This is a genomic window from Enterobacter sp. YSU (assembly GCF_016082135.1).
GTDB classification, from domain to species: Bacteria; Pseudomonadota; Gammaproteobacteria; order Enterobacterales; family Enterobacteriaceae; genus Enterobacter; species Enterobacter hormaechei_C.
Genome location: NZ_CP059487.1, coordinates 429821 through 450552, shown reverse-complemented (window position 1 = coordinate 450552; position 20732 = coordinate 429821). Strand labels below are relative to the sequence as shown.

19 protein-coding genes are annotated in these 20732 nt (G+C 57.8%); 12 read left to right on the top strand and 7 right to left on the bottom strand.

Annotation, left to right across the window (positions count from 1 at the left end; genetic code table 11):
* Positions 1–24: 24 nt before the first annotated feature.
* The 6 genes from H2Z33_RS02145 to H2Z33_RS02120 all read left to right on the top strand — a co-directional run bounded on the left by H2Z33_RS02145 (position 25) and on the right by H2Z33_RS02120 (position 8242).
* Positions 25–1998 (top strand): PhoX family protein, encoded by a 1974-nt coding sequence (locus tag H2Z33_RS02145; protein WP_063134764.1) that lies wholly within the window; start codon positions 25–27, stop codon positions 1996–1998.
* A gap of 102 nt (positions 1999–2100) precedes the next feature.
* Positions 2101–3489 (top strand): phenylalanine transporter, encoded by a 1389-nt coding sequence (gene pheP, locus H2Z33_RS02140; RefSeq protein WP_017382559.1) that lies wholly within the window; start codon positions 2101–2103, stop codon positions 3487–3489.
* Between the two features lie 294 nt (positions 3490–3783).
* Positions 3784–5019: an MFS transporter gene (locus H2Z33_RS02135; RefSeq protein ID WP_032670434.1), complete on the top strand. Its 1236-nt coding sequence runs from the start codon at positions 3784–3786 to the stop codon at positions 5017–5019.
* Positions 5020–5034: 15 nt separating this feature from the next.
* Positions 5035–6060: a sugar phosphate isomerase/epimerase family protein gene (locus tag H2Z33_RS02130; protein WP_017382558.1), complete on the top strand. Its 1026-nt coding sequence runs from the start codon at positions 5035–5037 to the stop codon at positions 6058–6060.
* The gene (locus tag H2Z33_RS02125; protein WP_032652872.1) at positions 6053–7195 is read left to right on the top strand and encodes a Gfo/Idh/MocA family protein; all 1143 of its coding nucleotides are present in this window, start codon (positions 6053–6055) and stop codon (positions 7193–7195) included. Before H2Z33_RS02130 ends, H2Z33_RS02125 begins: the two co-directional genes overlap by 8 nt.
* A gap of 75 nt (positions 7196–7270) precedes the next feature.
* Positions 7271–8242: a LacI family DNA-binding transcriptional regulator gene (locus H2Z33_RS02120; RefSeq protein WP_015571213.1), complete on the top strand. Its 972-nt coding sequence runs from the start codon at positions 7271–7273 to the stop codon at positions 8240–8242.
* Here the strand turns inward: H2Z33_RS02120 and H2Z33_RS02115 are convergent, their stop codons facing one another.
* Together H2Z33_RS02115 and H2Z33_RS02110 are read right to left on the bottom strand one after the other, a co-directional pair.
* Positions 8243–9487 (bottom strand): mechanosensitive ion channel family protein, encoded by a 1245-nt coding sequence (locus tag H2Z33_RS02115; protein ID WP_015571212.1) that lies wholly within the window; start codon positions 9485–9487, stop codon positions 8243–8245.
* A 67-nt stretch (positions 9488–9554) separates the two neighbouring features.
* Positions 9555–10991 (bottom strand): MFS transporter, encoded by a 1437-nt coding sequence (locus H2Z33_RS02110; RefSeq protein WP_015571211.1) that lies wholly within the window; start codon positions 10989–10991, stop codon positions 9555–9557.
* A gap of 107 nt (positions 10992–11098) precedes the next feature.
* Between H2Z33_RS02110 and H2Z33_RS02105 the strand changes: the two genes are divergently transcribed.
* The 3 genes from H2Z33_RS02105 to H2Z33_RS02095 all read left to right on the top strand — a co-directional run bounded on the left by H2Z33_RS02105 (position 11099) and on the right by H2Z33_RS02095 (position 12705).
* Positions 11099–11968 carry a helix-turn-helix transcriptional regulator gene (locus H2Z33_RS02105; RefSeq protein WP_033486540.1) on the top strand — a complete coding sequence of 290 codons (870 nt, stop codon included), beginning with the start codon at positions 11099–11101 and terminating at the stop codon, positions 11966–11968.
* Between the two features lie 139 nt (positions 11969–12107).
* Positions 12108–12437, top strand: coding sequence for a type II toxin-antitoxin system RelE/ParE family toxin (locus H2Z33_RS02100; RefSeq protein WP_017382553.1), 330 nt, complete (start codon positions 12108–12110; stop codon positions 12435–12437).
* On the top strand, positions 12418–12705 hold the full coding sequence (locus H2Z33_RS02095; RefSeq protein WP_015571209.1) for a helix-turn-helix domain-containing protein: 288 nt from the start codon (positions 12418–12420) through the stop codon (positions 12703–12705). The genes H2Z33_RS02100 and H2Z33_RS02095 overlap by 20 nt, the downstream gene beginning before the upstream one ends.
* A gap of 36 nt (positions 12706–12741) precedes the next feature.
* Here the strand turns inward: H2Z33_RS02095 and nfsB are convergent, their stop codons facing one another.
* The 3 genes from nfsB to H2Z33_RS02080 all read right to left on the bottom strand — a co-directional run bounded on the left by nfsB (position 12742) and on the right by H2Z33_RS02080 (position 14464).
* Positions 12742–13395, bottom strand: coding sequence for an oxygen-insensitive NAD(P)H nitroreductase (nfsB, locus tag H2Z33_RS02090; protein ID WP_003858884.1), 654 nt, complete (start codon positions 13393–13395; stop codon positions 12742–12744).
* A gap of 120 nt (positions 13396–13515) precedes the next feature.
* Positions 13516–13884 carry an MmcQ/YjbR family DNA-binding protein gene (locus tag H2Z33_RS02085; protein ID WP_003858883.1) on the bottom strand — a complete coding sequence of 123 codons (369 nt, stop codon included), beginning with the start codon at positions 13882–13884 and terminating at the stop codon, positions 13516–13518.
* Positions 13874–14464 (bottom strand): TetR/AcrR family transcriptional regulator, encoded by a 591-nt coding sequence (locus H2Z33_RS02080; RefSeq protein ID WP_003858882.1) that lies wholly within the window; start codon positions 14462–14464, stop codon positions 13874–13876. Before H2Z33_RS02080 ends, H2Z33_RS02085 begins: the two co-directional genes overlap by 11 nt.
* Before the next feature lie 191 nt (positions 14465–14655).
* Between H2Z33_RS02080 and H2Z33_RS02075 the strand changes: the two genes are divergently transcribed.
* The gene (locus H2Z33_RS02075; RefSeq protein WP_063134766.1) at positions 14656–15759 is read left to right on the top strand and encodes a RomA family MBL fold metallo-hydrolase; all 1104 of its coding nucleotides are present in this window, start codon (positions 14656–14658) and stop codon (positions 15757–15759) included.
* Positions 15760–15791: 32 nt separating this feature from the next.
* Positions 15792–16133 carry a RamA family antibiotic efflux transcriptional regulator gene (locus H2Z33_RS02070; protein ID WP_032670430.1) on the top strand — a complete coding sequence of 114 codons (342 nt, stop codon included), beginning with the start codon at positions 15792–15794 and terminating at the stop codon, positions 16131–16133.
* Between the two features lie 162 nt (positions 16134–16295).
* On the opposite strand, the gene H2Z33_RS02065 is transcribed toward H2Z33_RS02070, so the two are convergent.
* Complete coding sequence (locus H2Z33_RS02065) at positions 16296–18440, bottom strand: TonB-dependent siderophore receptor (protein ID WP_049134717.1); 2145 nt, start codon at positions 18438–18440, stop codon at positions 16296–16298.
* 123 nt (positions 18441–18563) lie between these two features.
* On the opposite strand from H2Z33_RS02065, the gene H2Z33_RS02060 reads away from it, so the two are divergent.
* A complete protein-coding gene (locus tag H2Z33_RS02060; protein WP_023303241.1) occupies positions 18564–20132 on the top strand; it encodes an alpha/beta hydrolase-fold protein in 1569 nt (522 codons plus the stop codon).
* Here the strand turns inward: H2Z33_RS02060 and H2Z33_RS02055 are convergent.
* A complete protein-coding gene (locus tag H2Z33_RS02055; RefSeq protein WP_003858875.1) occupies positions 20118–20366 on the bottom strand; it encodes a DUF1158 domain-containing protein in 249 nt (82 codons plus the stop codon). The genes H2Z33_RS02060 and H2Z33_RS02055 overlap by 15 nt on opposite strands.
* Positions 20367–20732: the final 366 nt, after the last annotated feature.

Below are 20732 nucleotides of genomic sequence, written 5' to 3'. Positions count from 1 at the left end.
CTTGGCCAATGACAGGAAGCCGCTATGGGCAGACCCCTCAAATCCGTATTTAAAAAAGAACATCGCGACGATATCAGTAACCGCAGCGCTAACCCGGTATTCTCCGAGGTTGCAGAGGTGTTCCTCTCCCGCCGCCGTTTTCTCCAGATGGGGGCCGTAGCGGGGGCCGCCGTATCATTCCCGTATCTGATCACACCCGAAAATGCCATTGCCGCGGTATCGAAGCCTTCCGCGCTGGCAAAAGCGGTTTCCCTGGGCTTTACCAGCATCGACGTCTCCACGGAAGACACGGTCAGGGTGCCAGAAGGCTATATTGCCCGCCCGTTCTATCGCTGGGGTGATCCGACGGGAATCAAAGACAACATGCCGGCATTTAAGCCGGACGCCAGCAATACCACAGACGAACAGGCTGTGCAGGCGGGTATGCACCACGATGGCATGGCGTGGTTTAGCCTGCCGCAGGGGGCGCAAAACCCGGAGCATGGCTTGCTGGCGCTGAACCATGAATACATCGATAACGGGATGCTGTTTACCGACGGTACGGCGAACTGGAGCCTCGATAAAGCCCGCAAGGGGCAGAACGCGATGGGCGTGTCGGTGGTGGAAGTGAAAAAAACGGGCAGCGGCTGGGAGGTGGTGCGTCCGTCTTCCTTCGCCCGGCGTATTACCGTCAATACGCCTATGCAGCTTACCGGCCCGGCGCGGCATCAGGATTTAATGAAAACCGCCGCCGATCCGCAGGGGGAACGCGTTCTGGGCACCATGCAGAACTGCGCCAACGGCCACACGCCTTGGGGCACCTATCTCACCTGCGAGGAGAACTGGTCGGACATTTTTGTGAAAAAAGCCGATCTCCATCCGCTGGAAAAACGCTACGGCATTAGCGACAGCGATGAGTCCTACCGCTGGAACGAGGTGGATGAGCGGTTCAGCGTCGATAAAACCCCTAACGAACCCAACCGTTTCGGCTGGGTGGTGGAGATCGATCCCTACAACCCGACCTCCACCCCGCGCAAGCACACCGCGCTGGGCCGCTTCAAGCATGAGGGGGCCGCCGTCACGCTCGCCGCCGAAAATCGCGTGGTGGTCTACATGGGCGACGACCAGAAGTTTGAGTACATCTATAAGTTTGTCTCCGACAAAAAATACGATCCCGCGAACCGGGAAGCCAATATGCAGCTGCTGACGTCCGGCACGCTGTACGTCGCCAGGTTCAACGAAGACGGGAGCGGCGACTGGCTGCCGCTGATCTTCGGGCAAAATGGCCTGGATAAAAGCAACGGGTTTGAAAGCCAGGGCGATCTGCTGATCAAAACCCGCCTGGCGGCCGACGCGGTGGGGGCAACGAAAATGGATCGTCCCGAGTGGATTGCCGTCGATCCGCACGCCAGCGGCAGCGTCTACTGTACGCTCACCAACAACAGCGATCGCGGTAAAGAGGGGAAGGCACCGGTCGATGCCGCTAACCCGCGCGCCAACAACGTGTTTGGTCACATCATGCACTGGCACGAAGAGGGTGCCGATCCTGCCGCCGCACGCTTTAAGTGGGATATTCTGGTTATGGCCGGGCGTACCGACGGCGACGATCCGAAGGCCAAAGGCTCCATGCAGGGCGCGGCATTCGGCAGCCCGGATGGGTTGTCGTTCGATCACCAGGGCGTCCTGTGGATCCAGACCGACGTCTCCTCCAGCACCATCAATAAGAAAGCGTACGAGGGGATGGGCAATAACCAGATGGTCGCCACCATTCCGGGCACCAACGAGTATCGCCGTTTTCTGACCGGGCCGCGCGGATGTGAAATCACCGGCATTGCGTTTACGCCGGACAACCGCACGCTGTTTATCAACATTCAGCATCCGGGGGAGGGCGGGGATGATATTACCGACCCGGCCAATCCGCGCGCTGTTTCCAACTGGCCAGACGCCAGCCCGAACGGGCGTCCGCGATCGTCAACGGTGGTGATTACCAAAGCGGACGGCGGGATCATCGGGTCGTGACGTTTATCCGCCGGGCGCATGCGCTGGCCCGGCGTTAAGCTTGCTACCACCAGCATGAAGTGTTAAAACGTGCCCCTTCTAAAAAAGAGACAGGGGTAGGGCGTGAAAGACGCGTCATCCGCTTCAGGCCATGGTAGCGCTGAAGCTTCGTCGGATCAGAGTCCGACGCTGCAACGTGGTTTGCAAAATCGACATATTCAGTTAATTGCCCTTGGCGGCGCGATCGGTACCGGGCTGTTTCTCGGCATCGGCCCCGCCATTCAAATGGCTGGCCCGGCGGTTCTGCTGGGTTACGCTATCGCCGGGATTATCGCCTTCCTGATCATGCGCCAGCTCGGCGAGATGGTCGTTGAAGAGCCGGTGTCCGGCTCCTTCGCACACTTTGCCTATAAATACTGGGGGCCGTTCGCAGGCTTCCTCTCCGGCTGGAACTACTGGGTGATGTTCGTGCTGGTGGGCATGGCAGAGCTGACCGCCGCCGGCATCTATATGCAGTACTGGCTCCCGGACGTGCCAACGTGGATTTGGGCCGCGGCCTTCTTCATCATCATTAACGCCGTTAACCTTGTGAACGTGCGCCTGTATGGCGAGACCGAGTTCTGGTTTGCGCTGATCAAGGTGCTGGCGATTATCGGCATGATCGGCTTTGGCCTGTGGCTGCTGTTCTCCGGTCACGGCGGCGAGCGTGCAAGCATCGACAACCTGTGGCAGCACGGCGGCTTTCTGGCGACCGGCTGGAAAGGGCTGATCCTGTCGCTGGCGGTCATTATGTTCTCCTTCGGCGGGCTGGAGCTGATTGGCATCACCGCGGCTGAAGCGCGCGATCCGCACAAAAGCATTCCGAAAGCGGTCAACCAGGTGGTGTACCGTATCCTGCTGTTCTATATCGGCTCGCTGGTGGTGCTGCTGGCGCTCTATCCGTGGGTAGAAGTGAAATCTGACAGTAGCCCGTTCGTGATGATCTTCCACGATTTGAACAGCAACGTGGTGGCTTCGGCGCTCAACTTCGTCATTCTCGTGGCGTCATTGTCGGTTTACAACAGCGGGGTTTACTCCAACAGCCGCATGCTGTTTGGGCTCTCCGTACAGGGCAACGCGCCGAAGTTCCTCACCCGCGTCAGCCGTCGCGGCGTGCCGATCAATTCGCTGTTCCTTTCTGGCGCTATCACCTCGCTGGTGGTGCTGATTAACTATCTGCTGCCGAAAGAGGCGTTTGGCCTGCTGATGGCGCTGGTTGTCGCCACGCTGCTGCTGAACTGGATCATGATCTGCCTGGCGCACCTGCGCTTCCGCGCGGCGATGCGCCGCAAAGGGCGCGAGACCCAGTTTAAAGCGCTGCTCTATCCGGCGGGGAACTACCTCTGTATCGCCTTCCTCGGCCTGATTCTGGTGCTGATGTGCACCATGGATGAGATGCGCCTGTCAGCGATGCTGCTGCCGGTGTGGGTGGTGTTCCTGTTTATCGCGTTTAAGCTTTCACGCAAAAAGTAGCGCGGTTTTCTCCCTCTCCCTGTGGGAGAGGGCCGGGGTGAGGGCACCAGACCGCACCAAACCAGACCGCACCCGCCTTCACGCCCAGTGGCGCTGCGCTTACCGGGCCTACATGTTCGGGGACGTTATTTAGTAGGCCGGGTAAGGCGCAGCCGTCACCCGGCACCTCCCCTTCACCTTTATCGTGACTCCCCTCCCAATTCTGTTTTGATCCACAGGATCTTTATTTTGTAATCGATTACTTTTCATTTGAGCGAATTTGTAATCGATTACTTTTTCCGGGTGAGGCTTATCATGGTGTCAACTGAGAGTAGTGAAAAGGCGATAACACAGCACCGGCTGCTGGTGCCGCGTCTGTCGCTGATGATGTTTCTGCAATTTTTTATCTGGGGTAGCTGGTCGGTCACGCTTGGCCTGGTGATGACCAGGCACAACATGTCTTTGCTGATTGGCGACGCGTTCTCTGCCGGACCCATCGCTTCCATTCTTTCGCCGTTCGTGCTCGGGATGCTGGTGGACCGCTTCTTTGCCTCGCAGAAGGTGATGGCGGTGATGCACCTCGCGGGCGCGGCGATCCTCTGGTTCGTGCCGGGGGCGTTGATTGCTGAGAACGGCGCGCTGCTGATTGGCCTGCTGTTTGGCTACACGCTCTGCTATATGCCGACGCTGGCGCTGACCAACAACATTGCGTTTCACAGTCTGGCGAACGTGGATAAAACCTTCCCGGTAGTGCGCGTGTTCGGCACCATCGGCTGGATCGCGGCGGGCATTTTCATCGGCGTCACCGGCGTGGCGTCCAGCGTCACCATCTTCCAGGTGGCGGTGGTCAGCTCCGTGTTGCTGGCGATCTACAGCCTGACGCTGCCGCACACGCCCGCCCCGGCGAAAGGCCTGCCGGTAAAGGTGCGGGATCTCTTCTGCGCGGACGCCTTCGCGCTGCTCAAAACCCGCCACTTCTTCGTCTTCTCCGTCTGCGCGATGCTGATCTCCGTCCCGCTCGGCACCTATTACGCCTACACCGCCTCGTATCTGGCGGATGCCGGCATTGCCGACGTCAGCACCGCCATGTCCTTCGGGCAGATGTCTGAGATCGTCTTCATGCTGGTTATTCCTCTGCTGTTCCGCCGCCTGGGCGTGAAATATATGCTGCTGATCGGCATGCTGGCGTGGTTCGTGCGTTATGCCATGTTCGCGCTGGGCGTCAGCGAGGAGGGGCGCATTCTGCTGTATCTCGGCATTCTGCTCCACGGCGTCTGCTACGATTTCTTCTTTGTCGTTGGCTTTATCTACACCGACCGCGTGGCGGGCGAAAAGGTCAAAGGCCAGGCGCAGAGCATGATCGTGATGTTCACCTACGGCATCGGCATGCTGCTCGGCTCGCAGATTTCCGGCGCGCTCTACAACCGTCTGGTGGCAGGGCAGACCGTGCCGCAGGCGTGGGTCACATTCTGGTGGATCCCGGCGGTGGCTGCCGCGGCGATCGCGCTGATTTTCCTTCTCACGTTTAAGTATGACGATGACAAGGCGTAACGTTCAGGAGGTGGTATGAGGACAATGAAAGGACCGGGCATTTTTCTGTCGCAGTTTATTGGCGGGGAAGCGCCCTTCAACACGCTCGACGGGCTGGCAGGATGGGCGGCGGGGAAGGGTTACAAAGCGGTGCAGATCCCCTGCAACCATCCGCATATTTTTGATGTGGAGAAAGCCGCAGAGAGTCAGGCCTACTGCGACGACATCACCGCCAGGCTGGCCGCGCATGGGCTGGTCATCAGCGAGCTGTCGACCCATCTGGAAGGGCAGCTTGTTGCGGTAAACCCGGTTTACAGCGAGGCGTTTGACCATTTCGCCCCTGCTTCCGTGCGCGGTAACGAGGCGGCGCGTCAGGCGTGGGCGACGGAAAAGCTGAAGCAGGCGGCGGTCGCCTCGGCCCGATTAGGCCTGAAAGCACATGCCACCTTCTCCGGATCGCTGGCCTGGCCGTTTTTCTACCCGTGGCCGCCGCACAACGAGCAGCGTTTTCAGGATGCATTCGGGGAGCTGGCAGCCCGCTGGCGGCCGATTCTGGATACCTTCGACGAGCAGGGCGTGGACGTCTGCTTTGAGCTGCATCCGGGGGAAGATCTGCACGACGGCGTCACCTTCGAGCGTTTTCTGGCGCTGGTCGATAACCATCCGCGCTGTAATATTCTCTACGATCCAAGCCATATGCTGCTCCAGCAGATGGACTATCTGACCTTTATTGATATCTACCATGCGCGCATTAAAGCGTTCCACGTGAAGGACGCCGAGTTCCGCCCCAGCGGGCGCAGCGGCGTCTACGGCGGCTACCAGCCGTGGATCAACCGCGCCGGACGCTTCCGCTCGCCCGGCGACGGACAGATCGACTTTAAGGGCATTTTCAGCAAGCTGACCCAGTACGACTACGACGGCTGGGCGGTGCTGGAGTGGGAGTGCTGCCTGAAGGATGGCGATACCGGCGCGAGTGAGGGCAGTGAATTTATCCGCCGTCATATCATCCCGGTTTCCGGACGGGCGTTTGATGATTTCGCCGCAGGGGGCAGCCATGATTAATGTCGGGATTATCGGCAGCGGATTTATTGGCCCGGCACATATCGAGGCGCTCAGGCGTCTCGGGTTTGTGCAGGTGGTCGCGCTCTGTGACGGCTCGCTCGTTAAGGCGCAGGAAAAGGCGCACCAGCTCAATGTGCCGCACGCCTGTGCCAGCGTGGAGGAACTGCTCGCGCTCCCTAATCTGCACGCGGTGCACAACTGCACGCCGAACCACCTGCACGCGGAGATTAACTGCCAGATCCTGCGTGCGGGCAAGCACGTGTTTTCCGAAAAGCCGCTGTGCATGACGCCGGACGAGGCGCGCGAGCTGGTGGCGCTGGCGGAGCAGGCAGGCGTGGTGCATGGCGTGAGTTTTGTCTATCGCCAGTTTGCGATGGTGCGCCAGGCGGCGAGCATGATGCGTGCGGGCAGCCTCGGGCGGCTGTTTGCCTCGCACGGCAGCTATTTACAGGACTGGATGCTGCTGGAAACCGACTACAACTGGCGGGTGGATGCCGCGCTCGGTGGCGCGTCGCGGGCGGTGGCGGATATCGGCTCCCACTGGTGCGATACGGTACAGTATGTGACCGGCAGGCGTATTACCGGGGTGATGGCTGATTTATCCACCGTCTGGCCGACGCGCAAGGCCAGCGCGGGCGGTCATCAGACCTTCTCCCATGACGAGCAGGCGGAGTATGAAGACAAACCGGTCACCACCGAAGACTTTGGCTCGGTGCTGTTCCGCTTTGACGACGGCAGCAAGGGCAGCTTTAGCGTCTCGCAGGTGAGCGCGGGGCGAAAAAATCGCCTGACCTTTGAAATTAACGGCAGCGAGCAGTCGGTGGCGTGGGATCAGGAAATCCCGCAGCAGCTGTGGGTCGGCCATCGCGCCAGGGCAAACCAGATACTCTGCGACGATCCGGGCCTGATGAACCGTGACGTGGCCGACAGCGCCCACTTCCCCGGCGGGCACATTGAAGGCTGGCCGGATGCCTTTAAAAATATGATGGCGCAGTTTTACCGTGCCGTGCAGGCGGGCGCGATGCCGGATAATCCGCAGTTTGCCACCTTCCACGATGGCGCCTGTGTGATGTATATCATTGATGCGATTATGAAAAGTCATCAGCAGCAGCGCTGGGTGCGCGTGGAATACTGACGCATTGCCCGGTTCGCCGGGCAATCAATTTATGGTAGCCTGCACAAAACGCTAACCGCAGGATGTATCGTCGCTATGTCAATTCAGAAAATCGCTCAACTGGCCGGGGTATCCGTGGCAACGGTCTCCCGCGTACTGAATAACAGCGATACCGTGAAGGCGAAAAACCGCGAGCGCGTTTTGCAGGCGATCCAGGAGAGTAACTATCAGCCCAATCTGCTGGCGCGTCAGCTGCGCACTGCCCGCAGCTATATGATCCTGGTGATGGTCTCGAACATCGCCAACCCGTTCTGCGCCGAAGTGGTGAAGGGCATTGAAGCCGAGGCAGAAAAGAACGGCTATCGCATTCTGCTGTGCAACTCCGGCTCGGATATTGAGCGCTCCCGCTCGGGCTTAAGCCTGCTCTCCGGCAAAATCGTCGACGGCATTATCACCATGGATGCGTTCTCGAAACTGCCGGAGCTGGCCGCGCTGATTGGCAACGCGCCGTGGGTGCAGTGCGCTGAATACGCCGATGCGGGCGCGGTCTCCTGCGTGGGGATTAATGATGTTGATGCCTCCCAGCACGTTGTCAGCCAGCTTGCCGACGGGGGACGCAAACGCATTGCGCTCATCAACCACGACCTCAGCTACAAATATGCCCGTCTGCGCGAGCGCGGCTATAAGAGCGTCATACACCTGCGGGATCTGGACTATCAGGCGGTGGAGTACGCCAGTGAGCTCAGCTCCGGTGCGGGCATGGCGGCGATGCAAAACCTGTTAAAAGCAAACCCGCCGGATGCGGTGTTTGCCGTTTCCGATACGCTGGCGGCGGGGGCGCTGCGCGCCATTCAGCAGGCAGGGCTGCGGGTGCCAGAAGATATCGCGGTGGTAGGCTTTGACGGCACTGAGCTGGCGGAGATGATTTCACTCACCACTATTGAACAGCCGTCGCGGGATATCGGGCGCAAGGCGGTCAATCTGCTGTTAAATAAGATCGACAACCCGGATGCGCCCACGGAAAGGGTCATGATGGACTGGCGCTTTATTTCCCGCGCCAGCTCCTGATTATCTGGCGATGACGCCAGCCAGCGAGCGAATATCGTTTCCGGTTGGCGACTGGTGAATACGCAGGCCAAATTCATCTACCACCGCGAAAATATGATCGAAGATGTCGGCCTGAATATCTTCGTATTCCGCCCAGATCACCGTGTTGGTAAAGGCATATATTTCAATCGGCAGCCCGTTGGCATCCGGCGCGAGCTGGCGCACCATCAGCGTCATATCTTTGCGAATGCGCGGGTGGTTACGCAGATATTCATTCAGGTAGGCACGGAAGGTGCCGATATTGGTCATCTTGCGCAGGTTTAATACCGATTCCCCTTCGCCGTTCTGCTGATTCCACAGGTTAATTTCCTCATGACGCGCCGCCAGATACGGCTTCAGCAGTTTCGCCTGAATCAGTTTCTGCTGCTCCTGCTCGTCGAGGAAATGAATGCTGGTGGTATCGATATTCAGGCTACGCTTGATGCGGCGACCACCGGAGGCGGACATGCCGCTCCAGTTGATGAACGCATCGGACACCAGCGCCCAGGTCGGGATGGTGGTGATGGTGTTATCGAAGTTGCGCACTTTAACGGTGGTCAGGCCGATGTCGGTCACCGTGCCGTTGGCGCCGTACTTCGGCATCTCCAGCCAGTCGCCGAGCTTGAGCATGTCGTTGGCGGAGAGCTGAATGCCCGCCACTAAGCCCAGTATCGGGTCTTTAAAGACCAGCATCAGAACGGCAGCCATCGCACCCAGGCCGCTTATCAGAATGGCGGGTGACTGACCGATCAGCAGGGAGATAATCAGTATCCCCACCAGAATGGCACTCACCAGCTTAACGCCCTGGAATATCCCCTTCAGCGGCAGCTGCGAGGCGGTAGCCATTTTCTGCGACAGATTGAAAATCACGTCCAGCAACGAGAAGAAGGAGAGCAGGGCATAAACCATCACCCACAATTTCGCGCAGGTGGTGAGTAATTCCGCCGCTTCGCTGCCTTTTTGCAGCCACAGAACCGCCTGAACGTTGACGATTATCCCCTGGAGGGTAAACGCCAGACGGTGAAATAATTTGTTCTGCGTAATGATCTGCAACCATAAATGGCTGCTGGCCTGGGCGCGTTTCTCGAATGCGCGCAGCACCACTTTGTGCAGAATAAAATGAACGATAATGGCTGTAAGAAAAATAATACCAAAGATAATCACTAAAGAGGTGGTGTGATTAATTTCAATCCCTAACTCTTCAACCTGAGCAATTAATTCCTGCATAACGTCTCCTGTATTGATGCAGCCCCATAATGGCGGCTGCGGATCTATTATGCAAATTCAGGCAGTTTTATTTTGTCGCCGGACAGGCCTTGACGACCGGTAAACACAGACGATGACGCATACGCAGCGTGACCAGCGCCAGCACCACCATCATGGCCGTTTCCACCATCAGGAAGACGTTGACCGCCTGGGTATAATCTCCGTGATGATTTTGCAGCCCGTGCAGCAAAATCGCGCCGAAAATGGCCGGGCCAAGCCCCAGCGCAGCCTGTTGCAGCGTGCTTAAAATCGCGCTCGCGGCCCCCGCGTCGTCAGGCTGAATATCGCGCATCCCGATACGGTAGAAGCTGTTTACAATCAGCGCCTGCCCGTAACCCACCAGCCCGGTGGCCGGGGCCAGCGTCAGCGCGGTATTCTGCATTCCCCAGTGACGGAACGTGGCGATCAACGCCACCAGGCCGACAAGCTGAATCGCAAGCCCGGTCAGCAGGATGGCGCTGGTGCTGTAGCGGGCAATCAGGCGTGGGGCGAACCAGGCAGAAATAAAATAGGTGACGCCAAGCGCGATAAAGCTGTTCCCGGACTGCCACGGCGCCATCCCCAGACCGCTTTGCATGGTCAGCGCCATACAGAACATGAACCCGGACCAGACGCTGAAAAAGAGTATTCCGATCAGCACGCCAAAGCGGATGCTGCGCAGCTGTAACAGGCGTGGCGCGATGAGCGGGTGGGCATTCTCACGCTCTTTTTTGCGCGCGTTCAGCACCATCAAACAGGCCAGCGGCACAATCGCCAGCAGTGCGGCCTTCAGCGGCCACGACCAGTGCCACTGCGGGCCGAGCGCCATCGGAAACAGCAGACAGCACAGTATTGCCGTCAGCAGGACAGTCCCGGTCCAGTCAATGCGCGACGGCGTGTCGCGGCGGGTTTCCGGCACGTAGCGACGGCTCAGCGCCAGCACCACCAGACAAATCGGCACGTTGATAAAGAAGGCGTTGCGCCAGCCCAGCCCGGCGATGTCCGCCGATACCAGCCAGCCGCCACCCATCTGGCCGACGATAAACGCAATTCCGCCGATACCCCCGAACAGGCTGATCGCTCTGGCGTGTGCCGTTCCTTTTAACGTCACATGCAACGTCGCGAGAATTTGCGGCATGATCAGCGCGGCGCCCGCACCCTGCATAATGCGCGCGCCAAGCAACTGTTCGATATTTCCCGCCATGCCGCACAGCAGTGAGGCCAGGCCAAAACACGCCACGCCCCACATAAACAGGCGACGGCGGCCAAGGTTATCGCCCAGCTTGCTGCCGGGGGCCAGGCAGACGGCAAAGGCCACGCCGTAGAGGGCGACGATCAGCTCCAGTTCGGTGGCGGTGGCGTGTAACGAATGGGTGATGGAATCCAGCGCCACGTTGGTGATTGAGGTATCAATCAGCGGCAGCATCTGGCCGGTTAACAGCAATATCAGGCCCGCACGACCCGGTGAAACAACTGACGTATTCATGGTGACTCCATTGCGTCAAACAGCGTAGAGTCGTAGCATCAACCATCTAATAAACGGGTACCAGTTCTTGCTTATACTGGTACTGACACTACCATGCAGGAGATGTTATGGCGCTGATGTCTGAACCTGTCACCTCTCTTCAGGATGACACCCGCAAGCAGCTGGGCGCGTTTTTGCGTGCCCGGCGCGAAAGCCTCGATCCGCAGCGGCTCGGCTTACCGCGCAGCGGCCGCCGCCGCACGCCGGGCCTGCGCCGGGAGGAGGTGGCGATGCTCGCGGATGTCGGCGTGACCTGGTACACTTGGTTGGAACAGGGCCGGGACGTCAATCCGTCCAGCGCGGTGATGGCCGCCATCGCAAAAGCGCTGCAATGCACCCCGACCGAAGCCCGGCATCTTTTTGTGCTCGCCGGTTTGCCGCCGGGCGAAGCCCCGCAGGCGGTGTGCTGCGAGGGGATCAGCGAAGGCACGCGTCGCCTGCTGGATACCCTGATGCCGAAACCTGCCAGTATTCAGAAACCGAATTTCGATATCGTGGCGTGGAACGACAGCTTCGGCCACCTGATGGGCGTCGATTTCAACGCCATCCCGCCGGAAGATCGCAACTGTATTTACCTGTTCCTCACCCATCCGGCGTGGCGCGCGCGGCTCGGCAAACGTGACGACGTGCTGCCGATTTTCGTCTCCTACTTCCGCGCGGCCATGGCTGAGCACCGTGGCGACCCGCTCTGGGAAGCGAAGCTGGCGCGTTTTTTTGCGGTGTCCGAAGAGTTCAAAACCCTGTGGCACCAGCGTAACGACGTGCGCGGCGTGGAGAACCAGCTCAAGCTGTTTACCCATCCCGAGCTGGGGGATTTTCATCTCCAGCAGATGTACTGGTACTCTGCGCCGCGAAACGGATCGCGGCTGCTGGTCTATTTACCCGTGGATGAGGCAGGGGAGAGGGCGATGGCGTGGCTGGAGGAGCAGGGGAAGTAAGTGTTTTGCGAGGGGCTTTGAGGGAATCAACGCGGATCCGGTCCTGCCAGGAATAAGCTGGTAAGGTGAATCACGAAAGGCAAAATTAGCCTTTAATGCAAATTGCCTTACATGCTAATATTATCAGGGATGAAATACAGTGTTCAGACTTATCGTTCATGCGGCAGTCAGGGAGGAGATCCTCTCATTGCCTGCGGGAGTACAGGCGAAGCTGATTCGCCAGCTTGATAAATTACGCAACAACCCGACAGTATTGCGTGAACCTGACAGCAAACCCTTACCCAATGGTTTGTTCGAAATCCGAACCGTCGGGCTGATCCATACTCGTGGGATCTACGTTTATCAGCGGGAAAGAACCATTTTTCTGCTGCGGGTGTTTATCAAGAAGACGCAAAAAACGCCCTCTGCTGAACTCCGTCTGGCACTGAAACGACAACAGGAGATGTTGGATGAGCAAAAAGATTATTGACTGGGACGAACTCAGAGCTGAACTGTTAAGCGATTCAGAGGTACAGGCTTCCTTTGATGCAGAAGAGCGCAAGGAACGCCTGCGGGAGATGCTGGCGCAATGGCGCAATCATGCTGGTCTGACGCGCGCCCAGGTGGCGGAGCGGATGGGCGTCAGCGCACCGACGGTATCACGAATGGAAGCAAATATTACCCGGGCGAGTCTCGATACATTAACGCGTTATGCGCTGGTGTGCGGGGTAAAGCATCCGCAGATAACGCTTTACTGAAAACGGGCACGCCGATAGCCGGCGTGCCAGAAGCGCTTAGCATTCAGTCACAATCGTGCTCAGCGGCAGGCGAGATTTCGGCAGCGTGGCGTTGAAATCTTCCACGCTGTGATGCCCGACCGGGACCACCACCAGGCTGGTGAAGCCTTTCTCTTTCAGGCCAAACTCTTCGTCGAGGATCGCGGCGTCAAACCCTTCGATGGGTACCGCATCCAGGCCCATCGCGGCCACGCCCAGCAGGAAGTTGCCGACGTTCAGGTAAACCTGCTTCGCCATCCACTGGTCGTCATCTTTCAGATCCACGCGGTGCATGTCGGCAAAATAGCAGCGGCCTTTGTGGTTCGCGGCTTTTGCTTCTGGCGTGGCGAAACGGCCGTCAGCCTCTTCCTGATCGACAACGCGCTCAAGCCAGGCATCGTCCATCGCGGTTTTCGCGCAGAACACCACTACGTGAGAGGCATCCAGCATTTTGCGTTCGTTAAACACATAGGTGCCCGCCGCGGATTTTGCCACGCGCGCTTTACCCTCTTCAGTGCTGGCAACAATAAAGTGCCACGGCTGGGAGTTGGTGCTGGACGGGCTGTATTGCAGCAGCGTTTTGATTTTTTCCGCTTCTTCTGCGGTCAGTTTTTTGGCTGGGTCGAACGCCTTGGTAGAGTGGCGTTTCAGGGCGACAGAAATAATATCCATAACAACTCCTGGTGATGAAATTCGCCCGCGGGCGGGCGTGAAAGGAAAGCAGATTACCGCGCGAAGCGGGAAAAGATAAGTGCGATTCGAGCGCTTATTCTGTTCGTCTCAGACGAACAATCAGGCTGGCCGAATCCACTTCTGATCTTTTTTCGGCAGTTTATCAACGACCAGATTCCACGAATCCGTAATCAGGTCGGTGACCAGTTCAGGCGTGATGTCGTCCGTGCCATAAAGTGAGATCCAGTGTTTTTTATTCAGATGGTAACCGGGCTCCACGCCACGGTAGATCTGCTGATTGAGCAGCGATTTTTCCGGATCGGATTTCAGGCTGACGTGAGCCCGACCGTGTGCGGTCGCCATCAGCATAAAAATTTTCCCGCCCACCTTAAACACGTCATACTCCGGGCCAAACGGCCAGCAATGTTCGGTAAAAGGCATCTCCAGCGCGACGCGTCTGGCATGTTCCTGCAAGGATTTACTGTCCATGGTTATCTTCCTCAGCAAGCCCGCGCCACATGGCTTCAAAGCCCAGCGCTTTAAAATCGACGGCACGGGACGGATCGCGCGCGGCAAACTCCATGGTGGTTTCAGCCAGCGATAAGAACATTGCATCACCGAAGGTCTTAAACTCGTCAGACATAAACACCGGGCGGATCGAACGACGACACAGTTCATGCAGCTCCGGGAACATGTCTTTCACCGCCTGCTCGGTTTCGGCGTTCAGCTTTTCACTGACGCCAATCTGGCGGATAGCCGCATGCGCCAGGGGGTTACGAATGCCCCAGTCTACATAGCTGTTCCAGATATTGCGGGTATGCTCTTTTGGCTCGGTGATGGTGCGATCGAGATTCGCCAGCATGGTCTGGCAGAGATCCTGCTTCAGATGCAGGTAGAGGGCATTCAGCAGATCGTCTTTGGTAGCAAAGTAGCGAAACAGTGTCCCTTCAGCGACGCCCGCATTACGGGCAATTAACGCCGTTGAGGCGGCAATACCTGACTGCGCAAACGCAGCCGTTGCTGCTTCCAGTAAGGCCTGTTTTTTATCTTCACTCTTCGGACGTGCCACTAAATTTTTCCTCCCGTCAATTGTAAAAGCCCTGATTGAAACACGAGCCTTGATACGCTGCAACGCGGAATGTCAAAGAACGAAAACCTTCTTGACGGCGTAATCATCCTATCTATAATGAGTGCTTACTCACTCATAATCAAGTGTCACCCGCGCAAACCATCGGATGGGGCGCGTAGGCGGGTCAGGAAATGAAAAAGCCTCTATTCATCTGCATGGTGTTAGTCATGATTATTGCTTCAGCTGCCAGTTTACCGTTTGTACTAAATGCCGGATTTGGCCAGCCACCGCAGGGTGCGCAGCTCTCTGAAGTGGAAGCCTCTCCGCACTATCGCGACGGGCAATTCCATAACACGCTCCCTACGCCGGGCTTTACCGGGCAACAAAATATGCTGGTGGCGTGGTGGCAGTTCCTTACCCGTAAAACCGAAAACGCCCGTCCTGCGCAGCCGCTGCCGCTGGTGAAAACCGATCTGGCGAGCCTGTCGCCTGAACAGGACACGCTGGTGTGGCTCGGCCACTCCTCCTGGTATATGCAGCTGGCGGGGAAACGCATCCTGATCGATCCGGTTCTGAGTAGCTACGCCGCACCGTTCTCCTTCCTCAATAAAGCGTTTGCGGGGGAGTACCCGTGGCGTGCGGAGAGCATGCCGGAGATCGACCTGCTGATTATCTCCCACGATCACTATGACCATCTGGATTACGCCACCATCAAGGCGCTGCTGCCGAAGGTTAAGCGCGTGGTCACCCCGCTGGGCGTGGGGTCGCATCTGCGCTACTGGGGGATGAACCCTGAGATTATCGACGAGCGGGACTGGAACCAGTCGGTGCATATCAGCGATACGCTGACCGTACACGTTCTGCCGGCGCGCCATTTTTCCGGGCGCGGCATTAAGCGTAACCAGACCCTGTGGGGCAGCTTTATGTTTGTCACCCCAGAGCGAAAGGTCTACTACAGCGGAGACTCCGGTTACGGCCCGCACTTCAAAGCGATTGGCGAGCAGTTTGGCGGAGTTGACTTAGCCATCATGGAAAACGGCCAGTACGACCAGGACTGGAAGTACATCCATATGCACCCGGCAGAAACGGCGCAGGCCTCGGCAGATCTCAATGCCAAAGCGGTCGTACCGGGACATAACGGGCGTTTTGTGCTGGCGAAACATACCTGGAACGATCCACTGATCCAGCTGGCGAAAGCCAGTAAGGATAAAAACTACCGGCTGCTGACGCCGGAGCTGGGCGAGCCCGTGCGGGTGAGTGATACCACGCAACAATTTCGCGAGTGGTGGGAATAATGTTTAAGCGAGAAGCAGAGGGGGAGAGCAGTATGACGATTTCCGCTCAGGTCATTGATACGATTGTCGAATGGATTGATGACAATCTACACCAGCCGTTACGCATCGAAGAGATTGCCCGCCATGCGGGTTACTCAAAATGGCATTTACAGCGGCTGTTTATGCAGTACAAAGGCGAAAGTCTGGGGCGCTACATCCGCGAACGCAAGCTGCTGATGGCGGCGCGCGATCTGCGTGAGTCAGACGAGCGCGTGTACGATATCTGCCTGCGCTACGGGTTTGACTCGCAGCAGACGTTTACCCGCATCTTTACCCGCACCTTCAACCAGCCGCCCGGGGCGTATCGCAAAGAGAATCACCGCCAGACACATTGAAATTGACGACATCCAGGCCGGGTAAGGCGTAGCCGCCACCCCGCTTTTTTGTGTGCACGGTGCCTTTAAGTTGCCCGGTGGCGCTGCGCTTACCGGGCCTACAACACATCGTATAGCGCGGACATCCAGGCCGGGTAAGGCATAGCCGCCACCCGGCTTTAACTACCAGCTGTAATTCACCGTCGCCGTCACCGTCCGGCCAATCCCGTAGAAGCACGCCGTATCGCTTGCGCATGACGCCACATACTTCGTGTCTGCCACGTTATTGACGTTGAACTGCACGCTTGCCCCTTTCAGGCTGCGGTTCATCTCGCCCAGATCGTAGCGCAGCATCGCGTCATACAGATCCACCGATGGCACCTTGAAGGTGTTCTTCGCATCGCCGTAGCTGGTGCCGATGTAGCGCATCCCCACGCCAGCGGTCAGGCTCTTCAGCGCTCCGCCCGGAACGGTATAGCTGGCGAACGCCGATGCCATATGCGCTGGAATGCGCGCAGGCGTTTTGCCTTCAGTTCCCGCCACCGTGGTGCTTTCGGTTTTTGCATCGGTGTAAGTGTAGGAGCCAATCAGGTTGATGTTATCCATCAGCGTGGCGTGGATTTCCGCTTCAGCGCCTTTCGAACGCACCTTGCCCGCATTTTCGAACCAGCCTTCAGCGCTGTTATAGGTCGCGACGTTGTCCTGAGTTAAATCGTACAGCGCGAGGGTCATCAGCGTGGTGTCGACCGGCTGATATTTCACGCCAATCTCGGTCTGCTCCCCGGTAGTAGGCCTGAATGGCGCAACGCCCGGCGCACGGTTGGTTTGCAGGTTCGGTTCAAACGAGGTGCTGTAGCTGATGTACGGCGACAGGCCAGAATCAAACGCGTACAGCAGGCCAGTGCGCCAGGTAAATTTGTTGTCGTTCTGCTGCGTAAAGCTGTTATCGGTGAAGTCGTTGGTACGCACTTCGCTCCAGTCGTAGCGCCCGGAAACCAGCCACTCCCAGTTGTTCCAGCTCATCTGATCCTGAAGATACAGGCCCATCTGGTCGAGATTTTGCTGCTCGTCGGTGGCCGTTTTGAAGGTACTTTCATCCACGTTCACGCCGTAAACCGGGTTTGTCCAGTCGAGGTCATACTGTGAGCCGCTCCCGCGCGCCAGCAGCTGTTTATCCTTACTGGTCTTGTAATCAAACCCGCCGAGCAGGGTGTGGTTGACGCTTCCGGTCTCCAGCAGATATTCCAGCTGGTTATCAAGGCCAAATTCGTTGGTCGTGCGCTCTTCACGCTGGGCGCGACGGGTCAACACCGTGCTGTTGGCCGCGCTGTTGGCGTAAACCAGATAACGATATTTCTGCTTGATGGTGGCGTAACGGGCGTTCTGGCGGAAGGTGAGGTTGTCGGCGAACTGGTGTTCCAGCTCGTAGCCAATCATCGTCTGCTCGCGCCAGGATTGATTGTAATTCGGATCGCTGACGTTAAAGTCGCGCGGGATGTACTTCCCGTCGGCACTTTTCACCGTGCCATACGCGGGCAGGAAGTTGCGGTATCCGGCATCCGGATCTTTCTGGTAGCTGGTCAGCAGCGTAAAGCGGGTCTGATCGTTCGGGTACCAGGTGATCGCCGGGGCAATCGCCATCCGCGTCTCTTTATAATCGTCCACCTGATTATGCTGCGTACGGGCGATACCGTTCACGCGATACAGCACGCGGCCGTCGTCGCTCAGCTTGCCGCCGAAATCAAACGCACCTTCGGCGAGATCGTTATTGCCGGTGCGGAACTGCACGTTGTGAATGGCCTCCGCCGTCGGGCGCTTGCTGGTCATGCTGATTAATCCGCCCGGATTCACCTGTCCAAACAGCACCGACGCCGGGCCGCGCACCAGCTCCACGCGCTCCAGCAGCCACGGGTCAACTGTGCCCGTCTGTGAGGAAGCCGTTGCGCCAAAGCTTAAGCCGTCGAGGAATTTCGGCACGTAGCTAAAGCCGCGCACAAACACCTCGTCGTTACGGTTAGACGAGCCCCGGTACTCGGTAAACACGCCCGCCGAGTAGCGCAGCGCCTGCGAAACGGAGGTGACGTCCTGCATGTTCATCTGATCGCGGGTGATCACTGATACCGACTGCGGCGTCTTCACGATCTCCGCGCTGGTCTTGGTGGCGGAGAGCGTTTTCGTCGCCACAATGCCTTTTACGGGCGCAGTGGGCTCTTCACTCACGCCCTGCGTCACCGTAATCGTTTCTTCTTTCGTTTCTGCCTGAGCCGCGACGCTGGTCGTCGCCAGACTCAGCAGCCAGAGCTGCATTATCTTATTATTTTTAAACATTTTTATTGAACGTCCTTGGTTGCTATCGCCATAAAAACACCGGTAAAACGCCGTTGATGATATTGCAAATTATTACCATTTGCATTAGCGTTGTTAACAAATTTCGTTGGGGAACAAGCGGTAATGAAGAGGGTATGGAGTGGGTTGCTGCTGGGGATCGGCGCGCTGCCCGCCGTGGCGGCAACGTGCGAGCAGTCGTCCCGGCAGGGCGATGTTCAGGGAAAGTTTGATGCCAGCGGCGAAGTCTGCTTCTCCCTGCCCGAGCTGGATGAAAATTACGTTTCCGCCACGCTGCATGGCGTGACGGATGCGCGCCTGCTGGATGGGCAAAACCGTCGCATCCGCACGCTGATCGAAAACGGTCCTGCGGACGGGGAACACACGCTGCTGTTTGCCCTGCCGGTGAAACAGAACACCTCGCTGGTGCTACACGGCGAAGCTGGCAAGCCGTGGCGTTTTCAGTGGCGGATGAAAGAGACCTCTCCGTTACCACGCGTGCAGATGCTGGCGCCAGAAAGCCCGACGCTGAAGGCGCTGGCAAACGTCATTTCTGCCGGTGGAAGTACCGAGGCGTTCTGGCAGGCGCAGCGTCGACAGGGAACGCCGATGGTGGAGCCGGTAGATGCGAGCCATAAGCGGGTGACCTTTCTGTGGCGCGGCGCGCGGGATAACGTCTTCATTCTCGGCTCTCCGGCGGGGGATCACGATCCGCTGTTCCGTCTGGGCAACAGCGACGTCTGGTTCCGCAGCTACGTGGTCCCCGCTGATACGGTGATGCAGTACAAGCTCGCCCCCGATGTGCCGATCGTTGAAGGCTCTGCCCGCGATCAACGCCGCGCCATCCTGGTAAGCGCGCAGGCCGATCCGCTTAACCCGAATAGCTTTGGGGAGCAGAAGACCGATCGCTGGAATCGCTATTCTCTGCTCGATCTCAGCCCAGCGCGCTACTGCTCCGTTCGGGCTACGGCACAGCCGCTGTTACACGGGACGTTGAGCCGCCAGAGGCTGAGCAGCAACATCCTCGGCAATGCCCGCGACGTGATGATCTACCAACCGCGCGGCGCACAGCCTGCACGCTGGACGCTCATCCTTTTCGACGGACAGGTTTATCAGGACGAATACCATTTTGCCAACGTGCTGGACGGTCTGATTGCCCGACATCACCTGCCTCCGATTAACGTGGTGTTTATCGACAGCCTCGATCACGCCCGTCGCGGCAACGAGCTGCCGCCGAACCCGGATTTTGCTGACTTTATGGCGCACGAGCTGCTGCCGTGGCTGCGGGGGAAGGGCATCGGCATGCAGCGGCAGAAAACCGTACTGGCAGGATCAAGCTACGGGGGAATTGCCTCTTCATGGGTGGCGCTGCGCTATCCGCGCCTGTTTGGCAACGTGCTGAGCCTTTCCGGTTCTTACTGGTGGGCACCAGAAGGTGACGCTCCCGGCTGGCTGACGCGTCAGTACCAACAGTCTCCACCGTATCCGGTGCGCTTCTGGTTACAGGCCGGGAAGTTTGAAACCACGGGACCGGGCGGCGGCATCTATCGCACCACGCAGGATTTTGAACAGGTGCTGAGGAATAAAGGCTACCGCGTCAGCTTCCACCCCTCATCCAGCGGCCACGACTACGCGGCCTGGTGTGAAGCGCTGATCCACGGGATGCGCGATCTCACTGGCTTACGACGCCAGTGAAAACCAGCGGCGCCAGATGAAACGCAGGATAAAGAATTCGATGGCGCCGAGCACCAAAAACCACAGACAGAACAGAATGGTGTACAGCTGATTCAGATCGACCATATGAAAGGTCTGAACCAGCTTCTGCGCCAGCACCAGACCCAGCGACGGCGCGGGTAACAGCAGGCAGGAGAGCAGGGCCATCAGCAAAATGCCCCCTGCGGTGAGCAGCGATTCTAACGGGTGTTTCATCGTAATGTTAATCGTCAGTTAAAAATGTCATTGTCCGGCATCCTGAAACGTAAAGCAATATCATCCCCGCTGGCAAAATTGGGTAAAAGGCCACCGTTATTCTGCGAATTAATAACAGAAAATAGATAATATTTTCGGGGCGATTAAATTAATATCGCGTTATGTAAATAAACGTCTTTCTCACGAAAATAATTTTACAAAGCTATAGGTGCTATATCCAATTAACGTCGCAATAACAATGGCTGCGACAATGTATAACGCCAGACGCCGTCCGCGATAAATACCAAACATGCTTCCTCCTCGTTTAGTGTTGGTTTAGAAATATTTTGTAAAAATCAACGCGTCGAAATAATTTTAATCAGTTTT